At 55.6% G+C, this 18,358-nt stretch carries 15 protein-coding genes and 4 tRNA genes; 3 read left to right on the forward strand and 16 right to left on the reverse strand.

Annotation, left to right across the window (positions count from 1 at the left end; all coding sequences use genetic code 11):
• Window positions 1-60 precede the first annotated feature (60 nt).
• From AO242_RS26520 to rluD, 8 genes are all read right to left on the reverse strand, one after another.
• Window positions 61-924 carry an alpha/beta fold hydrolase gene (locus AO242_RS26520; protein ID WP_099271004.1) on the reverse strand — a complete coding sequence of 288 codons (864 nt, stop codon included), beginning with the start codon at window positions 922-924 and terminating at the stop codon, window positions 61-63.
• Window positions 925-2,615: 1,691 nt separating this feature from the next.
• Window positions 2,616-2,692: transfer RNA gene (locus AO242_RS26525), tRNA-Pro, on the reverse strand.
• Between the two features lie 102 nt (window positions 2,693-2,794).
• Window positions 2,795-2,870, reverse strand: a tRNA-Lys gene (locus AO242_RS26530).
• A 5-nt stretch (window positions 2,871-2,875) separates the two neighbouring features.
• Window positions 2,876-2,952: transfer RNA gene (locus tag AO242_RS26535), tRNA-Pro, on the reverse strand.
• A 21-nt stretch (window positions 2,953-2,973) separates the two neighbouring features.
• Window positions 2,974-3,049: transfer RNA gene (locus tag AO242_RS26540), tRNA-Asn, on the reverse strand.
• 284 nt (window positions 3,050-3,333) lie between these two features.
• Entirely contained in the window at window positions 3,334-5,898 is a 2,565-nt protein-coding gene (gene clpB / locus AO242_RS26545) for an ATP-dependent chaperone ClpB (protein WP_099271005.1), read from the reverse strand.
• Between the two features lie 269 nt (window positions 5,899-6,167).
• Window positions 6,168-6,899: a peptidoglycan editing factor PgeF gene (pgeF, locus tag AO242_RS26550; protein ID WP_099271006.1), complete on the reverse strand. Its 732-nt coding sequence runs from the start codon at window positions 6,897-6,899 to the stop codon at window positions 6,168-6,170.
• Complete coding sequence (gene rluD, locus AO242_RS26555) at window positions 6,896-7,858, reverse strand: 23S rRNA pseudouridine(1911/1915/1917) synthase RluD (RefSeq protein WP_087272735.1); 963 nt, start codon at window positions 7,856-7,858, stop codon at window positions 6,896-6,898. Before rluD ends, pgeF begins: the two co-directional genes overlap by 4 nt.
• A 148-nt stretch (window positions 7,859-8,006) precedes the next feature.
• On the opposite strand from rluD, the gene AO242_RS26560 reads away from it, so the two are divergent.
• Together AO242_RS26560 and AO242_RS26565 are read left to right on the forward strand one after the other, a co-directional pair.
• The gene (locus tag AO242_RS26560; RefSeq protein ID WP_027899727.1) at window positions 8,007-9,020 is read left to right on the forward strand and encodes an outer membrane protein assembly factor BamD; all 1,014 of its coding nucleotides are present in this window, start codon (window positions 8,007-8,009) and stop codon (window positions 9,018-9,020) included.
• Between the two features lie 272 nt (window positions 9,021-9,292).
• On the forward strand, window positions 9,293-9,532 hold the full coding sequence (locus tag AO242_RS26565; RefSeq protein WP_099271007.1) for a PP0621 family protein: 240 nt from the start codon (window positions 9,293-9,295) through the stop codon (window positions 9,530-9,532).
• 78 nt (window positions 9,533-9,610) lie between these two features.
• On the opposite strand, the gene thiO is transcribed toward AO242_RS26565, so the two are convergent.
• Genes thiO through AO242_RS26600 form a run of 7 tightly spaced genes read right to left on the reverse strand, consistent with a single transcriptional unit; the run spans window position 9,611 to window position 16,640 of the window.
• Window positions 9,611-10,720 (reverse strand): glycine oxidase ThiO, encoded by a 1,110-nt coding sequence (gene thiO, locus AO242_RS26570; protein ID WP_099271008.1) that lies wholly within the window; start codon window positions 10,718-10,720, stop codon window positions 9,611-9,613.
• Between the two features lie 28 nt (window positions 10,721-10,748).
• Window positions 10,749-11,159 (reverse strand): type IV pilin protein, encoded by a 411-nt coding sequence (locus tag AO242_RS26575; protein ID WP_099271009.1) that lies wholly within the window; start codon window positions 11,157-11,159, stop codon window positions 10,749-10,751.
• A 12-nt stretch (window positions 11,160-11,171) separates the two neighbouring features.
• Window positions 11,172-14,435, reverse strand: a complete 3,264-nt coding sequence (locus AO242_RS26580) for a pilus assembly protein (RefSeq protein ID WP_099271010.1) — start codon at window positions 14,433-14,435, stop codon at window positions 11,172-11,174.
• Window positions 14,422-14,925 (reverse strand): pilus assembly PilX family protein, encoded by a 504-nt coding sequence (locus AO242_RS26585; protein ID WP_241154149.1) that lies wholly within the window; start codon window positions 14,923-14,925, stop codon window positions 14,422-14,424. Before AO242_RS26585 ends, AO242_RS26580 begins: the two co-directional genes overlap by 14 nt.
• Window positions 14,926-14,936: 11 nt before the next feature.
• Window positions 14,937-15,647: a PilW family protein gene (locus AO242_RS26590; RefSeq protein WP_099271012.1), complete on the reverse strand. Its 711-nt coding sequence runs from the start codon at window positions 15,645-15,647 to the stop codon at window positions 14,937-14,939.
• Window positions 15,644-16,171 (reverse strand): type IV pilus modification protein PilV, encoded by a 528-nt coding sequence (gene pilV / locus AO242_RS26595; protein ID WP_257153514.1) that lies wholly within the window; start codon window positions 16,169-16,171, stop codon window positions 15,644-15,646. The genes AO242_RS26590 and pilV overlap by 4 nt, the downstream gene beginning before the upstream one ends.
• Window positions 16,164-16,640 (reverse strand): GspH/FimT family pseudopilin, encoded by a 477-nt coding sequence (locus AO242_RS26600; RefSeq protein ID WP_099271014.1) that lies wholly within the window; start codon window positions 16,638-16,640, stop codon window positions 16,164-16,166. The genes pilV and AO242_RS26600 overlap by 8 nt, the downstream gene beginning before the upstream one ends.
• A 131-nt stretch (window positions 16,641-16,771) precedes the next feature.
• Between AO242_RS26600 and AO242_RS26605 the strand changes: the two genes are divergently transcribed.
• Window positions 16,772-17,269 (forward strand): GspH/FimT family pseudopilin, encoded by a 498-nt coding sequence (locus AO242_RS26605; RefSeq protein WP_099271015.1) that lies wholly within the window; start codon window positions 16,772-16,774, stop codon window positions 17,267-17,269.
• Window positions 17,270-17,404: 135 nt separating this feature from the next.
• Here AO242_RS26605 and ispH read toward each other — a convergent pair whose 3' ends face one another.
• On the reverse strand, window positions 17,405-18,352 hold the full coding sequence (gene ispH / locus AO242_RS26610; RefSeq protein ID WP_027899717.1) for a 4-hydroxy-3-methylbut-2-enyl diphosphate reductase: 948 nt from the start codon (window positions 18,350-18,352) through the stop codon (window positions 17,405-17,407).
• Between the last annotated feature and the right edge of the window lie 6 nt (window positions 18,353-18,358).

Genomic DNA, 18,358 nt, shown 5'->3' on the forward strand with positions numbered 1-18,358 from the left:
CGAAGACCAGGTGTCAGAACGAAGACCCGCTACCAAACAGCCAAAGGGCCGTTCTGCGCCTCAGGCAATCGCGGCTTCAGGCCAGGCATGACTGATTTCTTTCTGTGCACCGAGAAAACTCAGTACGATTTTCTGCGAGTTCAGCCAGGCGGCCTTGCTCTCAAGGTCGAGAAAGTGGCCGGTATCAGGCACAACATTGAAGCTGCTTTGCGCTATGTACGTGGAGAAACTGCGGGCATCTTCAACGGTGGTGTATTCATCTTTCTCGCCATTGACGAATAACACAGGGATCTTGATAGAAGAGAAACGCTCGACGTAATTACTGGCACTGAGTTTACGAATCTGGCTGATGTGAAAGTCGATCTGGCCGTATTCATGTTCAGCAAGGCTGATCAGGTGTTTGTAGTTATACAGTTTGAAAAGTCGCGGCAGATACTTGCCCACGGTGTCGTTAAGCAACGAACCGATTTTTCGTTTTTCACGTGCGGCAAGGTAGAGCTGCGCCTTGTCGATGTAGTCCAGCATCGGCTCATTGAGCACTGGCGAGAACGAGCTGATGATCGCTTTCTCAACCGACGCGGGCGACTCGGAAAGGGCCAGCAACGCGGACACGCCACCCCAGGACACTGAAAGCAAGTAATTGATTTTGTAGAGATTAATGATATTCAGGAGAATTCTGACTTCGTCTTCCTTGGTCACAATCGTATCGCCAGGGTTGTGAGCCTTGGACTGACCGGAGAACGGAAGATCGAACAGCACCAGATTGAAGTGTGGCGCCAGATACTTCACCGTCTGACCAAATGAGCCAGTGGTCGACAGCGCGCCATTGACGAGCAGAACGGTCTTGGCGCTATCACTTTTCCAGTAAGTTTCGGTATAGATCTTGAACTCTTCGACATCCAGAATCTTGGTTTGCGCACCCATGACAGCCTCCTAGCTTTCGTAATTCCAATAGTTTTTAAGTTCTCTGCTTCGGCTGCCATGCCAAAGCCTCACCCGGTTACAGGCAAAATCCGTTGAGTTCTTGTTTTTAAGTGCATCGATAAGCTGAATCGATTAACGCTATTGTTAACGAATAAGAGATCAAAAAACGACACCCTGTTGGCGTCATAAAAATGGCTATACGCTATTTTCGAAGGGAAACGAGAGTTCAGACATTGGATCCAACTATTGTTCACGGGCCTTCAGGAGCAATAGAGACTGGATGTCTTTCAATTTTTCTGATGGCTCATGGATGCCGAAATGTGACAAAAGCGGCGTTTTTCTGAAACATATAGTTACAACTTTGGGCGGAACTTTTCTATTTTTCTTGTGACTTGCAGCCCGAAACGTTGATTTAGACGCGTTGATGCCCATTGACTTCGAAGGCCGCAATTAATTTGACGCGTTTTTGGAAGAGGGTTTTCACATGGTGCTGGCGATGTCCAGCGACGCAAGTCGGCGTATAGCGGACAGGGACGCGACCTTGAAACGGAAAAGGTGCCGCACTGTTTCGCGGCAAACACGGGACTTGTAGGAGCTGCCGAAGGCTGCGATCGCGGTGTGTCAGAAGAAATGTCTCGCAGCCTTCGGCAGCGCCTACAGAAATGCATTTCATCCAGTCGTTGCATGCTATTTGATGATGCCGCGAGAAACGCGACCTCTAGCGCTGCTTCGCGGCAAACACAGGACTTGTAGGAGCTGCCGAAGGCTGCGATCGCGGTGTGTCAGAAGAAATGTCTCGCAGCCTTCGGCAGCGCCTACAGAAATGCATTTCATCCAGTCGTTGCATGCTATTTGATGATGCCGCGAGAAACGCGACCTCTAGCGCTGCTTCGCGGCAAACACAGGACTTGTAGGAGCTGCCGAAGGCTGCGATCGCGGTGTGTCAGAAGAAATGTCTCGCAGCCTTCGGCAGCGCCTACAGAAATGCATTTCATCCAGTCGTTGCATGCTATTTGATGATGCCGCGAGAAACGCGACCTCTAGCGCTGCTTCGCGGCAAACACAGGACTTGTAGGAGCTGCCGAAGGCTGCGATCGCGGTGTGTCAGAAGAAATGTCTCGCAGCCTTCGGCAGCGCCTACAGAAATGCATTTCATCCAGTCGTTGCATGCTATTTGATGATGCCGCGAGAAACGCGACCTCTAGCGCTGCTTCGCGGCAAACACAAGACTTGTAGGAGCTGCCGAAGGCTGCGATCGCGGTGTGTCAGAAGAAATGTCTCGCAGCCTTCGGCAGCTCCTACAGAAATGCATTTCAACCCAGTCGTTGCATGCTATTTGATGATGCCGCGAGAAACGCGACCTCTAGCGCTGCCTCGCGGCAAACACAAGACTTGTAGGAGCTGCCGAAGGCTGCGATCGCCGTGTATCAGAAGAAATGTCTCGCAGCCTTCGGCAGCTCCTACAGAAAATGCATTTCAATCCAGTCGTTGCATGCGATTACATGAGACCGAACTTGCTCGCGAGGCGTTGTTTTCGAGTCGCCCCTTCTACCGCATCGCCAACAAGTTGCCTCCTACCGGGATTTGCAATCCTTCAGGCGGAGCGTAAGTGACGTCGCAAACCAAAAAAAACGCAGACGCAAAAAAGCCCGATCTGAGCACAAGGCTTAAATCAGGCTTTTTTGTGAAGATGGTCGGGGTAAGGGGATTCGAACTCCTGACATCCTGCTCCCAAAGCAGGCGCGCTACCGGACTGCGCTATACCCCGGGTGAAACTTTTTAAAGACGCCTCAACTAGCCGTCTGCGATCTGATGCGATTGGCATCAGATCTATAAGATTCGGCCCCGGCATTGCTGCTGAGGCCAAAAATGGTGGGTCGTGTGGGATTCGAACCTACGACCAATTGGTTAAAAGCCAACTGCTCTACCAACTGAGCTAACGACCCAAAAATGGTCGGGGTAAGGGGATTCGAACTCCTGACATCCTGCTCCCAAAGCAGGCGCGCTACCGGACTGCGCTATACCCCGATACAGCTACATATTGAAATCTGGCTCCACGACCTGGACTCGAACCAGGGACCCAGTGATTAACAGTCACTTGCTCTACCAACTGAGCTATCGCGGAACGTATCGATTTCAGATGCAACTTTTACAACTTACTGCTCTGAACTAACGCGCTGTTAACTTGTTAATTCAGCCTCTTCGATGTTTTTGCATCGCTGCGTTCACGTCTCTGAGGCGCGCTATTCTACAATTTTAAAAAGAGGTGTCAACCCCTTAAATTGCTTTTAAGACAATGATTTGCGATTTTTTTTCAGATGGCCTTTCGGCCCTCGCAAATCCATCAATCAGCAGCGCCAGGCTCACCTGCAATAACCCATCGCTGGCGAGCCTGAACTACAAACCCCATCAGTTGAAGACGATTTCGTCGTCCACCACTGTGCCGGTGACGCTGGAGCCAGGCATAAAACCGCCCGACAGTATCAACTGCGCCAGCGGGTTCTCGATCCAGCGCTGGATAGCACGCTTGAGCGGACGAGCGCCGTAAACCGGGTCGTAACCCACCGCGATGAGTTTATCCATCGCCTCGGGGCTCAGCTCCAGTTTCAGTTCGCGTTCGGTCAGACGGCTGCGCAGGCGAGCCAGCTGAATATCCGTAATGCCGGCAATCTGGTCGCGGGCCAGAGGTTCGAAGATCACCACTTCGTCGATACGGTTCAGGAACTCCGGCCGGAAGTGATTGCTTACCGCATCCATCACCGCCGCGCGCTGTGCTTCGCGATCCCCGGAAAGCTCGATGATCTGCGCCGAGCCCAGGTTGGAGGTCATGACGATCACGGTATTGCGGAAATCCACTGTACGACCATGGCTGTCAGTCAGGCGACCGTCTTCCAGCACCTGCAGCAAGATGTTGAACACATCCGGATGCGCCTTCTCCACTTCGTCCAGCAAGATCACGGAGTAAGGCTTGCGACGCACCGCCTCGGTGAGATAACCGCCTTCTTCATAACCTACATAGCCTGGTGGTGCACCGATCAGTCGAGCCACGGAATGTTTCTCCATGAACTCGGACATATCGATACGCACCATCGCTTCTTCAGTGTCGAACAGGAACTCCGCCAGCGCCTTGCACAGCTCGGTCTTACCGACACCGGTTGGGCCGAGGAACATGAACGAACCACTTGGGCGATTCGGATCAGACAACCCGGCACGAGAGCGACGTACCGCGTTGGAAACAGCAACCACCGCTTCGTTCTGACCAATCACGCGCTGGTGCAGCAGGCTTTCCATACGCAGAAGCTTGTCGCGCTCACCTTCGAGCATCTTCGACACAGGGATCCCGGTCCACTTGGAGACGACTTCGGCGATCTCCTCTTCAGTCACTTTACTGCGCAGCAACTGATTCTCAGGCTTGCCATGCTGGTCGACCATTTGCAGGCTGCGCTCCAAGTCGGGAATGATCCCGTACTGCAATTCAGCCATGCGATTCAGGTCGCCACGCCGACGGGCTGCTTCCAGCTCCTGACGCGATTGTTCGATCTTCTGCTGAATCTGCGCGGAGCCGGTGACCTCGGCTTTTTCCGAGGTCCAGATTTCTTCCAGGTCAGCGTACTCACGATCCAGACGAACGATTTCTTCCTGAAGTTTTTCCAGCCGCTTGATCGCGGCTTCGTCGTCTTCTTTCTTTAATGCCTGGGATTCAACCTTCAGCTGGATCAGTCGGCGTTCAAGACGGTCGAGCACTTCCGGCTTGGAGTCGATTTCCATACGAATACGGCTGGCCGCTTCGTCGATCAGGTCAATGGCCTTGTCCGGCAACTGCCGATCGGTGATGTAACGGTGGCTCAGCTTGGCGGCCGCAATAATCGCACCGTCAGTGATCGCCACTTTGTGGTGAACCTCGTAGCGTTCCTTCAAGCCACGCAAGATCGCGATGGTGTCTTCTTCACTCGGCTCATCCACCAACACTTTCTGGAAGCGCCGCTCAAGGGCCGCGTCCTTTTCTATATATTGGCGGTACTCGTTGAGCGTGGTCGCACCGACACAATGCAACTCGCCACGCGCCAACGCAGGCTTGAGCATGTTGCCTGCATCCATGGAGCCTTCGCCTTTACCGGCGCCGACCATGGTGTGCAGTTCGTCGATGAACAGGATGATCTGACCATCCTGTTTGGAAAGCTCATTGAGCAGTGACTTCAGGCGCTCCTCGAACTCACCCCGGAACTTGGCACCGGCGATCAGTGCGCCCATGTCCAGAGACAGCAAGCGCTTGCCTTTGAGGCCATCCGGCACTTCACCATTAATGATGCGCTGAGCGAGACCTTCAGCGATGGCAGTTTTACCCACGCCAGGTTCGCCGATCAGCACCGGGTTGTTCTTGGTGCGGCGTTGCAGCACTTGGATCGTCCGACGGATTTCGTCGTCACGGCCGATCACTGGATCGAGCTTGCCTTCTTCGGCGCGCTTGGTGAGGTCGACGGTGTATTTATCCAGAGCCTGGCGCGACTCTTCGACATTGGGGTCGTTGACTGCCGAGCCGCCGCGCAGGTTGCTGATGGCATTTTCCAGCGCCTTCTTGCTGACACCCTGGCCAAGCAGCAACTTGCCCAGCTTGCTGTTTTCGTCCATCGCCGCCAGCAAGACCAGCTCGCTGGAGATGAACTGGTCGCCCTTCTGCTGCGCCAGACGATCTGCCTGATTAAGCAGACGCGCCAGATCCTGGGACATGTTCACGTCGCCCGTCGGGTTCTGGATTTTCGGCAGTTGGTCGAGCTCTTTGCTCAATTCTTTGCGCAGACTATTGATGTCGAAGCCCACTTGCAGCAGCAGTGGCTTGATAGTGCCGCCCTGTTGATCAAGCAACGCCTGCATCAAGTGCGCAGACTCAATGGCCGGATGGTCAAGACCTACCGCCAGGGATTGGGAATCGGATAACGCTAACTGTAATTTGCTGGTCAATCTATCGATACGCATTAGTCACCTTCCTATATAAGCAGGCCGGAGCAAATAAACACACCTATGAAAAAAACCTGCTGGATGCCCACTACATGCGGGCAATTGCGTGAGATTCAAGCTGAATTTAATTGACGCACATCAGCATTGCAGTGAGACGTCTGAACGATAGCCTCATGAATGAATTCCCGCACGGGGACCGTGCCGGTAGGAGCGAACTTGTTCGCGAGATTGGGCGGCAGGCGACGTTTATCTATCGGCTGCACCCTTTTTCGCGAACAAGTTCGCTCCTACCTGACTGGATCTATCCAGATCAGCGAAGCAAAGCGGCCGTTTCGGGCGCTCTGGCGGTAGGAATAGAAGCGAGGATCAGTGAAGGTATCGAAGCCACCGCCATAAACAGCAGTGATTCCGTGGGCCGCCAGTCGCAAGCGAGCAAGGGCGTAGATGTCGGCCATGAACCGGCCAGGATTTTTGCTGGGTATAAAAGCGGCGTCAGTTTGCGGATGCGTGCTTATAAAAGCCTCACGAACTTCCCCACCCACTTCAAAGGAAGGCTGGCCAATGGCAGGGCCGAGCCAGACCATGATGTCCTCAGGCGCCACTCGCAGACTGTCGGCTGCTGCCTCCAGCACACCGGCGGCCAGACCACGCCAACCGGCGTGAGCAGCCGCCACACGAGTACCGGCCCGGTTGCAGAAAAGAGCAGGCAGGCAATCGGCGGTCATGATGGTGCAGGCAATGCCCGGCGTTGCAGTCCAGCTGGCGTCAGCCTCGACCACTTGGGTCGGGTCGGCCTCAGCAACCACCACGCCATGCACCTGCTTAAGCCACGCAGCCTGAATCTTCAGCTCCGAGGTCAGACGCAGGCGATTGGCAGCGACGGCTTGCGGATCATCATCAACATGATCCCCCAGATTGAAACTGTCGAACGGCGCCAGACTGACGCCGCCATTACGGGTTGTGACGCATGACTTGATTCCCGCAGGCGCGGGCCAGTCGGGAATCAGCCAGTCACTCACCCGATGAACGCCTCGCGATCCTGCTTGAGCAGCGACAGCAACCAGACGAAATCGTCAGGCAGCGGCGATTCCCAGCTCATGCGTTTACCGGTGGTCGGATGATCCAGCTCCAGGAAACGCGCATGAAGCGCCTGACGCGGGAAGGTTTTCAACGAGTCGACCATGGTCACACTGGCGGCTGGCGGAATGCGGAAACGACCGCCGTAAGCCTGATCACCCACCAACGGGTAGTTGATATGGGCCATGTGCACACGAATCTGGTGGGTACGGCCGGTTTCCAGCTTGACCCGCACATGGGTGTGGGACCGGAAACGCTCAAGCACGCGGTAATGACTCACCGCCTGCTTGCCGCCTTCCATGACCGCCATGCGCTGACGTTGCTGACCGTGGCGGCCAATCGGCGCGTCGATCTTGCCACCGGCAGTGACAACACCGATCACGATGCATTCATAGATGCGGCTCACGGTACGGCTTTGCAGTTGGGTAACGAGCTGGGTCTGCGCCTGAATCGTCTTGGCGACCACCATCAGACCGGTGGTGTCCTTGTCGAGACGGTGCACGATACCGGCGCGCGGCACGTTGATAATGTCCGGCACGTGGTGCAGCAAGGCATTGAGCAGCGTGCCGTCGGCGTGACCGGCAGCGGGATGCACCACCAGACCGGCAGGTTTATTGATGACCAGGATCTGATCGTCTTCATAGACGATATCGAGTTCGATGTCCTGAGCGAGCCATTCTCCCTGGGCCTCCTGCTCTGCAATCAATTGCAGGACAGCACCACCGTGTACGATGTCACGGGGGCGCAAGACGCCTCCGTCAACCGTCAGACGGCCGTCCTTGATCCAGGCAGAAAGGCGCGAGCGAGAGTGCTCAGCGAATAATTGTGCAGCGACTTGATCGAGGCGTTGACCGCCCAATTCGGACGGCACCTCTGCGCGAAGTTCTATATTTTCGGACATGGCCAGACTAGGTGGCGGCTAGCCTTTGGTTTCGGCAGCGCGCTTGTGGTTAAATACGGCGTCTTTTGCCCCGGGGGTTCCGCGGGGTGCTCATCATAACAGGACGGTCACGCCCAAGACAGCGACCGTTATAGGGACGCAAGCCGCCATGCAAGTGAAACACCTGCTGCTGATAGCCATCCTCGCACTCACCGCTGCCTGCTCGTCGAAGGAAGTGATTGACGAAAACCTGAGCGAAGTCGAGCTGTACCAGCAGGCGCAGGCCGACCTGGGTAACAACAGCTATTCGACTGCCACAGAAAAGCTCAAGGCGCTGGAGTCGCGTTATCCATTCGGTCGCTATGCTGATCAGGCACAGCTCGAACTGATTTACGCGAACTACAAGAACGGTGAGCCGGAAGCCGCGAAATCCGCTGCCGAACGCTTCATCCGCCTGCACCCGCAGCACCCGAACGTCGACTACGCCTATTACATGAAAGGCCTGACTTCGTTCGACCAGGACGTTGGCCTGCTGGCGCGCTTCCTGCCGCTGGACCAGACCAAACGTGACCCGGGTGCCGCGCGTGACTCGTTCAACGAGTTCGCGCAACTGACCAGTCGCTACCCGAACAGCCGCTATTCGCCGGATGCCAAGCAGCGCATGATTTATCTGCGCAACCTGCTGGCCTCCTACGAAATTCACGTTGCCGACTATTACCTGACTCGTCAGGCCTATGTCGCTGCCGCCAACCGTGGCCGTTACGTGATCGAAAACTTCCAGGAAACCCCATCCGTGGGTGACGGCCTGGCCGTGATGGTCGAGTCCTATCAGCGTCTGCATCTGGACGATCTGGCGGCCACCAGCCTGGAAGTGCTCAAGGCCAACTACCCGAACCATCCACAACTGGTTGACGGTCAGTTCGTACCGCGTGAAGCCGAAGCGGACAACCGCTCGTGGCTGTCCAAGGCGACTTTGGGCCTGATCGAAAGCAATCCGCCGCTGCCGCCGGGTGAAACCCGCGCCAACCAGGACGTGATCAAGCAGTACGAAGACGCCAAGCAAGCCATCCCGCGTGAGCTGCTGCCGGAAAATCAGGAAGAGCTCGACGAGCAGGAACGCGAAGCGAAAGGCGAAAAAGACCGCTCGTGGTTCAGCTACATGACGTTTGGTATGTTTGACTGATATCAGCGTTAACAAGAAAGAGGCCTGCGGGCCTCTTTTTTTGTGCCCCGATGTTGAGTGTTTCTGCAGGAGCAATCGGGACGCGTAGTCTTGTAGGCGCGCACCCCTACCCCGTAGGACCGGCTTTAGCCGGGAGAGCGCAAGTAAATCCAATACATCCTCTGTGGCAGGAATATCGCCCTCCCGGCTAAAGCCAGTCCTGCGGGATGAATCTGTTCCAATAGCCTCGCCTTCGCTACACTGCAAAATCTCCAATCACTAAGCTGGAAATCATGATTCGCTTAATTATGTGGGTCGCGCTGATCGCGGCGGTTGTGTGGTTCGTCAAGCGTCTGCTCAACCCGCCTGCCCCACGTCGCAAAGCTCCGCCCCCTGAAAGTGTGGCAGCACCCATGGTGCGTTGCGCTCAATGCGGTGTGCATTTGCCTCAGGACCGCGCCATCAATCAGGGCCAGCAATGGTACTGCAGCGAGGCACATCGCCTGGAAGGGCCGGCGACTCGCGATCGCTGAGTTGCGCATGCTTCTGAAGGAGTGATCGTGTTCGCGAGGCCTTTTGCCTGACACACTGCTTCGCGAACACGTTCACTCCTACAGCAGCCCGGCCACCCTACCGCCAGGCGCATAGGGTGCCGCATCAATCACTGGCTCACGCCCAAACAGCAGATCCGCCAGCAACTGGCAGGACGCGGGCGCCAACACAAGGCCGTTACGATAATGGCCACAGTTGAGCCACAGGCCTTCAAAACCGTGCACGGGACCAATATAGGGAATGCCCTCAGGCGAGCCTGGACGCAGGCCAGCCCAGTGACCGACTACCAGAGCATCCGCCAACGCGGGAAGCAGCTCCACCGCAGAGGCCTTGAGGCTTTCCAACGCCACATCGGTTGGGGTTTTGTCGAAGCCCTCGTGCTCCAGGGTACTCCCCACCAGAATATGTCCGTCGCGGCGAGGGATCGCATATCGCCCTTTGGCCAGCACCATACTCGGTAGAAAATCCGACGCGCACTTGTACAGAATCATCTGGCCTTTGACCGGCTCAACCGGCAGTTCAAGGCCAAGGGTCTTGAGCAACTCTCCGCTCCAGGCACCTGCCGCAAGAACCACCTGATCGCCCAGGATATCCCCGGAGGACGTGCTCACGCCCGACACCCGATCACCCTGACGGACAAAGCCAGTGACTGCACATTGCTCATGAACGGTGACATTGGGGAGCGCCAGTAACGCCGTTTTCAGGGATTTGACCAATCGTGGATTGCGCACATTGGCGACGTTGGCCATGTAGATGGCACGCTCATAACCCTCGCCCAGCACGGGCACAGCGTCGTGGACCGACGAGATATCCACAGCGCTGAGTGGTCGCGCCTCTCGGGCTGCCCACTCCAACGCTTGCTGCTCGTCATCCAGATCCAGCCAATACAAACCGGTGGTATGCACTTCGGGATCGATCCCGGTCTGTGCAAACAGACGCTCCGCCAGTTGTGGATAGAAATCCTGCGACCAATGCGCCAATGCTGTGACTGCGGGGCTATAGCGCCACGGGTAGAGCGGAGAAACAATGCCACCGCCCGCCCATGACGCTTCTTGCCCGACACCGGAACGGTCCAGAAGGATGACCTGATCAACTTCGGAGGCGAGGTTGAAAGCGGTCAACAAACCGATCACACCACCGCCAACAATCACAACCTGCTGCCTGGACATCTTGTTCTCGTTAAAAAGAATTGGGGGATCAGCGGCCCCAGCAATCCTTGCTCGCAAGACCCGTTGAGTTACTGATAGCGCCGGTATTGGTAATGATGAAATTACCGCATTTGTCACCGTTCATCATCGAGCCGGCGTTAGGCTTCGCAGTCAAGGTGAACGTCTGGGCAGCCCGCTCAGGGACGATCGTGTAATAAGCGTTGCCAGCCGAAAGGGTCAGCGCGGGACTGTTCGGAGCATCCGAATACACACCGCCATAACGCGAATAGTATCGCTCCAGCGCCTGAGCCTGCTCATTCAACAAGCTGGCAATTTCCGCCCTGTGGGTACGCCTCACATATTCCGTATAGCTGGGATACGCGATGGCCGCCAGAATACCCACAATCGCTACGACAATCATGAGTTCGATCAAGGTAAACCCTGTTGATCTGCTTCGCATACACCGTATTCCTTACTGTATTTGCCGCCACATGATGCGCTGATAAATGTTGGCAGGGCCGCCTTTTTCCTGCAACGAGGTAGCTTGGCCGCCACTCGAATCGATCAGGTACTTGGTGTCATCGCGGCCGGAAGTGCCCGAAACAATTGCAGCCAGGTTCGGGATGCCCGTACCAATGCCAATACCGGCAACTATTGTATCGGCGGAGTCGATCCTGCCATCGCCGTTGGTATCCAGGACCTGATAATTGAGCATGCCCCCTTTGGCTGCATCCAGCTCGAACAGACGCCCGATGCCGGTACTTTCACAAGGGTCGCTGGAGTTCACCGCCGCTGTTGTGAATATTATCCGGCCACGGCTGGTTTGCGCCGGGTAGATGATGCGCTCACCCACGTATGGATCCGTGGTGGACAAGGTCATGTACCAGCCTTTTCTAAGGGTCCAGTCCACATCGTTATTGGACGTCGTGAAATAAGTCGCACCATTTCCCGTGATTGTGCCGGTAATGTTTTGCGGTTGCAGATTGTTCTGGACGTACCCGCCAGTAGCCGCGTCCCCATCCCATATTGCGTAAAACGCTTGCTGGCTGTTAGTCGTCTTGTCAGTGATTTCGCTGAACTTGCCAGTGCCGAAATAAACCATCTTGCCGTTGAGAGGATGATCCAGCAGCAACGGCTGAGCGGTAATAGGTTGCGGGGTGTTATCCGGTGCGGTGGCCGTAAACAGTGGCTTGCCGCTGAAGGCCACGCTCCAGTTGGCTGCGGAGGAACTGCTCATGTCGAATTTCCACAAGCGTCCTTTCAAATCTCCCGCATAAGCCGCCTGCACGACGTTTTGCGCATTGACTCGCAGTTTGACGGAAGACAGCCCGTTGTCCGCCAGCTTTGCTGACGCTGGAATAGGGATCTCCCTGATCAGCGCACCGGTATTGGCATTGAGCACGAACAACGACGCGTCGCCGGTAAAACTGCCATAACCATTGCCCATCACTACGATGCTCGTACCATCGGCCATCCGTGCAACGTCAGGTTTGGAGTAGGCGTAACCCAGATTGTTGAAGAGATTGGCAGGCGTCGAAGTATCCGGAGCCTTCACCTCCCAGAGTGCCTGGATCGAGTTATCGCTCTCGAAGAGTTTGATCGCAAAAAAAGCTTTGCCGCCCGCGCCTGTGCCGCCAAACGCAATGGTGCGCCAGGATGTTCCTGCCTGAGTATCAAAAACCGCAATCTGGCCGTCGACCGTAAATTTATGAGTGCCGGAGCCATAGGTTGTTGAGGCAATGGTCGCCAGTGAAGCCAACGAAGTAGAAGGCATGTACGCATAGCGTCGCGCCCCGTTATCGGGGTTGATGACGTTGAAGAACCCGTCGTTGGCGTTAACCAGCAGGTTGTAATTCATGCTCGACGCTTTCCTCGTCAAATAAGTCGAGTACGTCGTGTTACCCGCCATATCAGCAGAAGTCTTGTCGGTTGGCAGCGCCGGGATCAAAGGCGAGTTGATAATGTCGCCCAGCAGAATCGTGCGGGCACGCAGCCTTGCATTGGCGGTGCCTTTGCTCCAGTTCACGACTTGCGCGCCGGTAACTCCGGTAGGCAAGTTGGTCAGCGTGGCGTCGAACGCAGTTTTCTGGGCGCCGGTCAGGTTGTTGTAATCGAGAACCATCCTGGCGCCCGACACGGTATTCCAGGATTCGAAAAGCGGGCCGGGAGACGAGCTGGTAATCAGGTTGTCCGTGCTCCACAAAGCAGTGCTCAACGCGCCGGTAGTGGCATTGAGGTTGAATGCTTTGAGCGTGCCGTGCCAGTCCTTGGGGTCGTACATGGTCTGATAGAAGCGCGTACCGCTGCTTAACGTAGCCGAGTTGGTCGCCCCGCCTCCGCCCGATCCGGCCTTGGCATAAATATCACCCAATGCCAGATTCAATGCGGCGGTCAGTCCGGCACTGTCACCGGTCTGGTAATACTTGCCGCGACCATGGCTGTCATCTGCGGCATCAATCAGCATCTGGTCCGATGATGTCGTGAAGCCAATGGTGTAAGTGCTCATGTTCTGCTTGTTGAAACCTGTGGTGTCCCAGCTTTTGCCCGTCAGATCGTTTCCAGCTTTGCGCATATCAATGTCGTAAGCAAACCTGGCCAGATCATCCAGATAAAGCGTGTCACCCTCATCATCGCCGCCAGCACTGTTGCTGGTGATCGGGTCGGTGCCATCGTTGGCGACGTTGTCCCAGTTAGGTAGAGAGCGGGAGGTATCAGCAACGTCATCCGGATCATCACCGGGAAACGTTCTGTCATACGTGGGTAAACCATCGGTGATGACGACCCCGTAGTTCTTTTGACACCGGTATTGAATCGGGCTGGTGTAAGTTGTCTGCTGGCGCGGGTAATAGGACGTCATCCCGCGAAAATAGCGGGTTATCTCATAGTAGGTTTCAGCCAGTGGCGTATTGGCTGTAGGCACCAGCGCAGAAATAGCGTTTTTCAAATTAGTGATATTTATATTGGCTTGACCCTGATTGACACCATTCGGCTGATAAGTCGTTGCTGTAACCGGTGAGAGATCAGTGATCTCCCTGGAAATGCGCCCGCCAGGACCTCGGTCGCCGCCGTCGATGGGTTCATTGAACTGTGCAAGTCCGATACGCAGCGAGGTGTTGTTGGTTACTAGATTGGTTGCTACGGTTTTGGCAACATTCATCCGATAGTCATTGGGGATGCTGCCGTCGGTATAGTCTTTGTAGTAAATCGTCACGAGCCCGATACCAATAAGAGACACTCTGACAGGCCGGACGGAATCAATTAACCACGACAAATAGTTTGCGGTGTAACGAGTGCGGCCGTTACCCGCTGGATCCGGCAAATCCAGGCAATAAGTGGTGCCACTGCGGCGTACAGGTACCCCACCCAGCAGGCAATTCAGTGAAATTCCCAAGAGGACGCCGCTACTGTTGATATCTCCCAGAGTTAATGTCTGATCTCCGGAAATGGTGGTCTCGAAGGGACATATGACGATGGCCCCAGCGGCGTTCAAGCACTGAGTTGAGAAATAGCTGACGTCCGTACGTTTTACCAAGGGATCAAAGGACGACGACCAAATAATGTTGTACATACTCCCCGAGTTATCCACCAGCAACATCAGGTTCGGTGGTACAGCCGGAGAGCTGAGCAACGGCACTTGCGCAGGAGTAAATGCATAAGCAGGGGCTGTCAGGTACAACGCCAGTAATGCACCGTAGAGGTACTTCAGTAAACGGCCCGACGACTTAACAAAAGGCATAAATGCTCTCCAATACCGTTCTCGACGTCCCGATAAGCACACTCGCCGTCACGCGATAAAGTGTGAAGGAAGTACTGGCCGAACAGCTCGGGGGGCGATTTGCCGGGGTGGTTGTCGTGCCAAGGTTCTGAATGACGTAAAAGCCTTCTCCCGACGCGACCCACGGAACACCCGCAGAGCTATTGCCCGCAGCGGTGACAGTCGATGAATCTGTTGGAGGCGCACAACCGGCCGGAGGGGTGCAGGCGGCCAGCGAATAATTGGGGGCCTGAATCGCCGACTCGCCCACTCGCAGTGTCGCTTCCGCAATCTGAAAAGACCTATTACGCAATGACACGCTACCTGCCATTTTCTCCTGCAAAGTGGCGTTCTGCATCGACGAGACGCCGATTAGCGTCAGCAGCAGCAGAAACACCAGGCTGACCAGCAGCACCATACCTTTCTGTTGTCGGGGCAATCCTGGCGAGGAAGCTAAGATTCTTTTCTTCATGGCAGTCCCCATCAGAAACGGTTACGCAAAGCAGCAACAACGTTATAGGTTTGATCGCGAACCCTGCCGTTTGGATCAGTCACTGTGAGGGTCAAGCGCACGCTGCGAATATTGTTGGCCAGGGCACTATTGCCAATCACCGTGGTGTAGGACATGGGCGAACCCGTCAAACCAAAGGAGACGGCAAACCGACCCACATTGCTCACCAACGGCTGTGCTGAATCGGAGCCGGTACCGACCTTCACATTCAGGTTCGTACCGGTCAGGCTGTAAGTGATCTTACGGAGGGGGAAGCTGATTTCCCCTGATGCCGGAGTTCTTGCACCGTTATATATTCGGGTATAAGTCCTGCAATCGGACACGACGGTCCAGGTCGGAGTGCTACCCGATGTCCCCACATCGGCGGTGATAAGTGTCAACGTATTGCTCGCGTTATCCCAAAGGATTGGGGTAAGGAAATCAGGGGGTTTGACAATCGACGGTGCCACTGGAGTCGTCGTGTCGAGATCCAGACAGCCGAACATTCCGGTCATGCGGATTTCCTGCATCATTTTGCTGAGAGCAAAGCGCGCATCTTCCTGCATCCGTGCAGCAGCGTTCTGAGACTGATACGTACCTTTGGAAGCGATGAAAATCTGCACGATCCCCATACTGACAATCAAACCCAGCACCAGCGCGACCATGATCTCGACCAGGCCAAAACCCCGGGCTATTTTCTTCATTGAGCCACCACATCGTCGACACCAATACGCGAGGTCAGAACAAATTGTCGCGCATTGGTCGCGCTAGCGGTTTTACCCAAACCGATATCGCTCGCGGCCGCCGCCCGGGTGTCATCCCACGTGATGGTAATAGTCACAACCCGCTTGTCGATCACGACACTGCTGGCCGCGCCCGCCGCGCCCGCAAATGCTGTGATATTGCTACTGAAGTCAAACTTGTCTTGAGCAACTGCATCATTAGGGTTAGCCGCAGAGGGCGCACCGGCCAGCGATGCCAGGCCGTAGCTGGCCAAAACAGTGGAGCCACTGTTAGTCGCATTGCCATCCATGTTCGCCCGAATACGATCCATCATGTCATAGGCAATGAAGCTCGCCTGACTGGTCATGGCCGAGCTGTCGGTGTACCTAAGGGCGTTCAATTGAATGGCCGCAGCCCCCAAGAGGCCAATGCCCAATATCAACACCGACACCAACACCTCGATCAGCGTCATGCCAACCTGACGGCTCTTTCGTCCCTTACCCATCGCAATTCCCACTCGAAACAATTCGGCCGTTCAAGCATACATACACAGTCTTGGTGATAGTCGTGCCTAGTGTGTAAGTCATTGCAACCGCCGTGGCCGGAGCCGAAAGGCCGCCGAGGTTATTGAACTCGATCAGGTTGACATTGGGGACCGCGAGCCCGGCGCCACTGCTCATCGGCGCAGTCACACGCAAAGCGGCACCGGTTACATTGGATGACGGAACCACCTTGAGCGCAGTATTCCAGCCTGCACCGTCGACGTTGGGCCGCACCTGAACATTCACTCCACGGTTTATCGCCTCAAGCCGCGCAAAGTTGAGCGCGCGCTGAAGATCACTGATTTCAGTATCGGCCTTTGAGTTCTGTATCGAGCTATTGAAACTGGGAATGGCGATAACCGCGAGTATCCCAACCAACGACACAGTGATTAACAATTCGACGAGGGTGAACCCCTTGGATCGCTGGGTCATTGAGTGTCTCCTAGACGTTACGACTATAGGACAGCATCCCCGCCTGAAACTGTAAACAAGGATGTACGGTAGTTTGACAGGGACGAATGCCCGCATGGCATTCAAATGAGAATTTCCAGGGAGGGAAATGTATGAAACACGCAGGTTTCACGATCATTGAGCTGGTAGTGACAATGCTGATCATCGGAATAGTTGTCACCCTCACCGCTCCGGCTTTCAGTGAATTCCTGATGAGCCAGCGCCGCATTGATGCCGCGCAACAACTGGCCAGCGGGATACGCACAGCACGCACGGAAGCGATTTTACGAAGTCAGCCTGTGGTGATCCGGGCGATTGATAAGGATTGGAGCAAGGGCTGGCAGATCGTTGTGGACCCGAAAGGCAGCGAAGATGATCTGGTGCTGACGGAGCGCACTCGAAGCGGGAAAGTGCCGATTTTTGGCAACCGTCATCTCGTCAGGCAAGTTCGCTTTAACGCATTGGGTGTTCCAGCAGGCAATGGCGCTCTTGCAGGGACGCTTTTCGTTTGCGACACGAAAAAAGCGGTAAGCCACCACGCGGTGGTGATGGCCTGGACTGGCAGAGTCAGAATTGAGAGTGAAACGAAGCCGGAAGAGCTTTGCGGTTAATTCATCTGAATCGGGTCCTACCGACTTCCACCTGCAAAAGCATTTTCCGTAGGAGCTGCCGAAGGCTGCGAGGCATTTAACCTGAAATACCGCGATCGCAGCCTTCGGCAGCTCCTACAGTGTGTGTTTGCCGGATTACAACAACGACTTGACCCGCAGTTCCTTGGGCATCGAGAAAGTGACGTTCTCTTCGCGGCCAGCCAGCTCGTCAGCACCGGTCGCGCCCCAGGCGTGCAGTTGCTGAATCACGCCACGCACCAGCACCTCCGGTGCGGAAGCACCTGCGGTGATGCCGATGCGCCCGACGCCATCGAACCACGCACGTTGCATGTCTTCTGCGCCATCGATCAGATAGGCCGGGGTTGCCATGCGCTCGGCCAGCTCACGCAGCCGGTTGGAGTTCGAGCTGTTCGGACTGCCAACGACCAATACCACGTCGCACTCGTCGGCCAACTGCTTGACCGCATCCTGCCGGTTTTGCGTGGCGTAGCAAATGTCATCCTTGCGCGGCCCGCCAATCGCCGGGAATCGCGTGCGCAGGGCATCAATAACGCGGCTGGTGTCGTCCATGGACAACGTAGTCTGGGTCACGAACGCCAGGGCTTCAGGATTACGCACCTGCAGGTTGGCGACGTCCTCTTCATCCTCGACCAGATAGATCGCACCACCGTTGCTGGCATCGTACTGCCCCATGGTGCCTTCAACTTCCGGATGCCCCTGGTGGCCGATCAGAATGCATTCGCGACCGTCGCGGCTATAACGTGCGACTTCGATGTGAACCTTGGTCACCAGCGGACACGTCGCATCGAACACTTTCAGGCCACGACCCGACGCTTCAGTACGTACGGCTTGCGAAACACCATGGGCACTGAAGATCACGATCACGTCGTCAGGTACTTGATCCAGCTCTTCGACGAAGATCGCGCCACGAGCGCGCAGGTCTTCGACAACGAATTTGTTATGAACCACTTCATGGCGCACATAGATCGGCGGGCCAAACACTTCCAGGGCGCGATTGACGATTTCGATCGCACGATCCACTCCAGCGCAGAAGCCGCGGGGGTTGGCGAGTTTGATTTGCATGGGGGG

This window comes from Pseudomonas sp. ICMP 561 (assembly GCF_002699985.1).
Taxonomy (GTDB): domain Bacteria; phylum Pseudomonadota; class Gammaproteobacteria; order Pseudomonadales; family Pseudomonadaceae; genus Aquipseudomonas; species Aquipseudomonas quasicaspiana.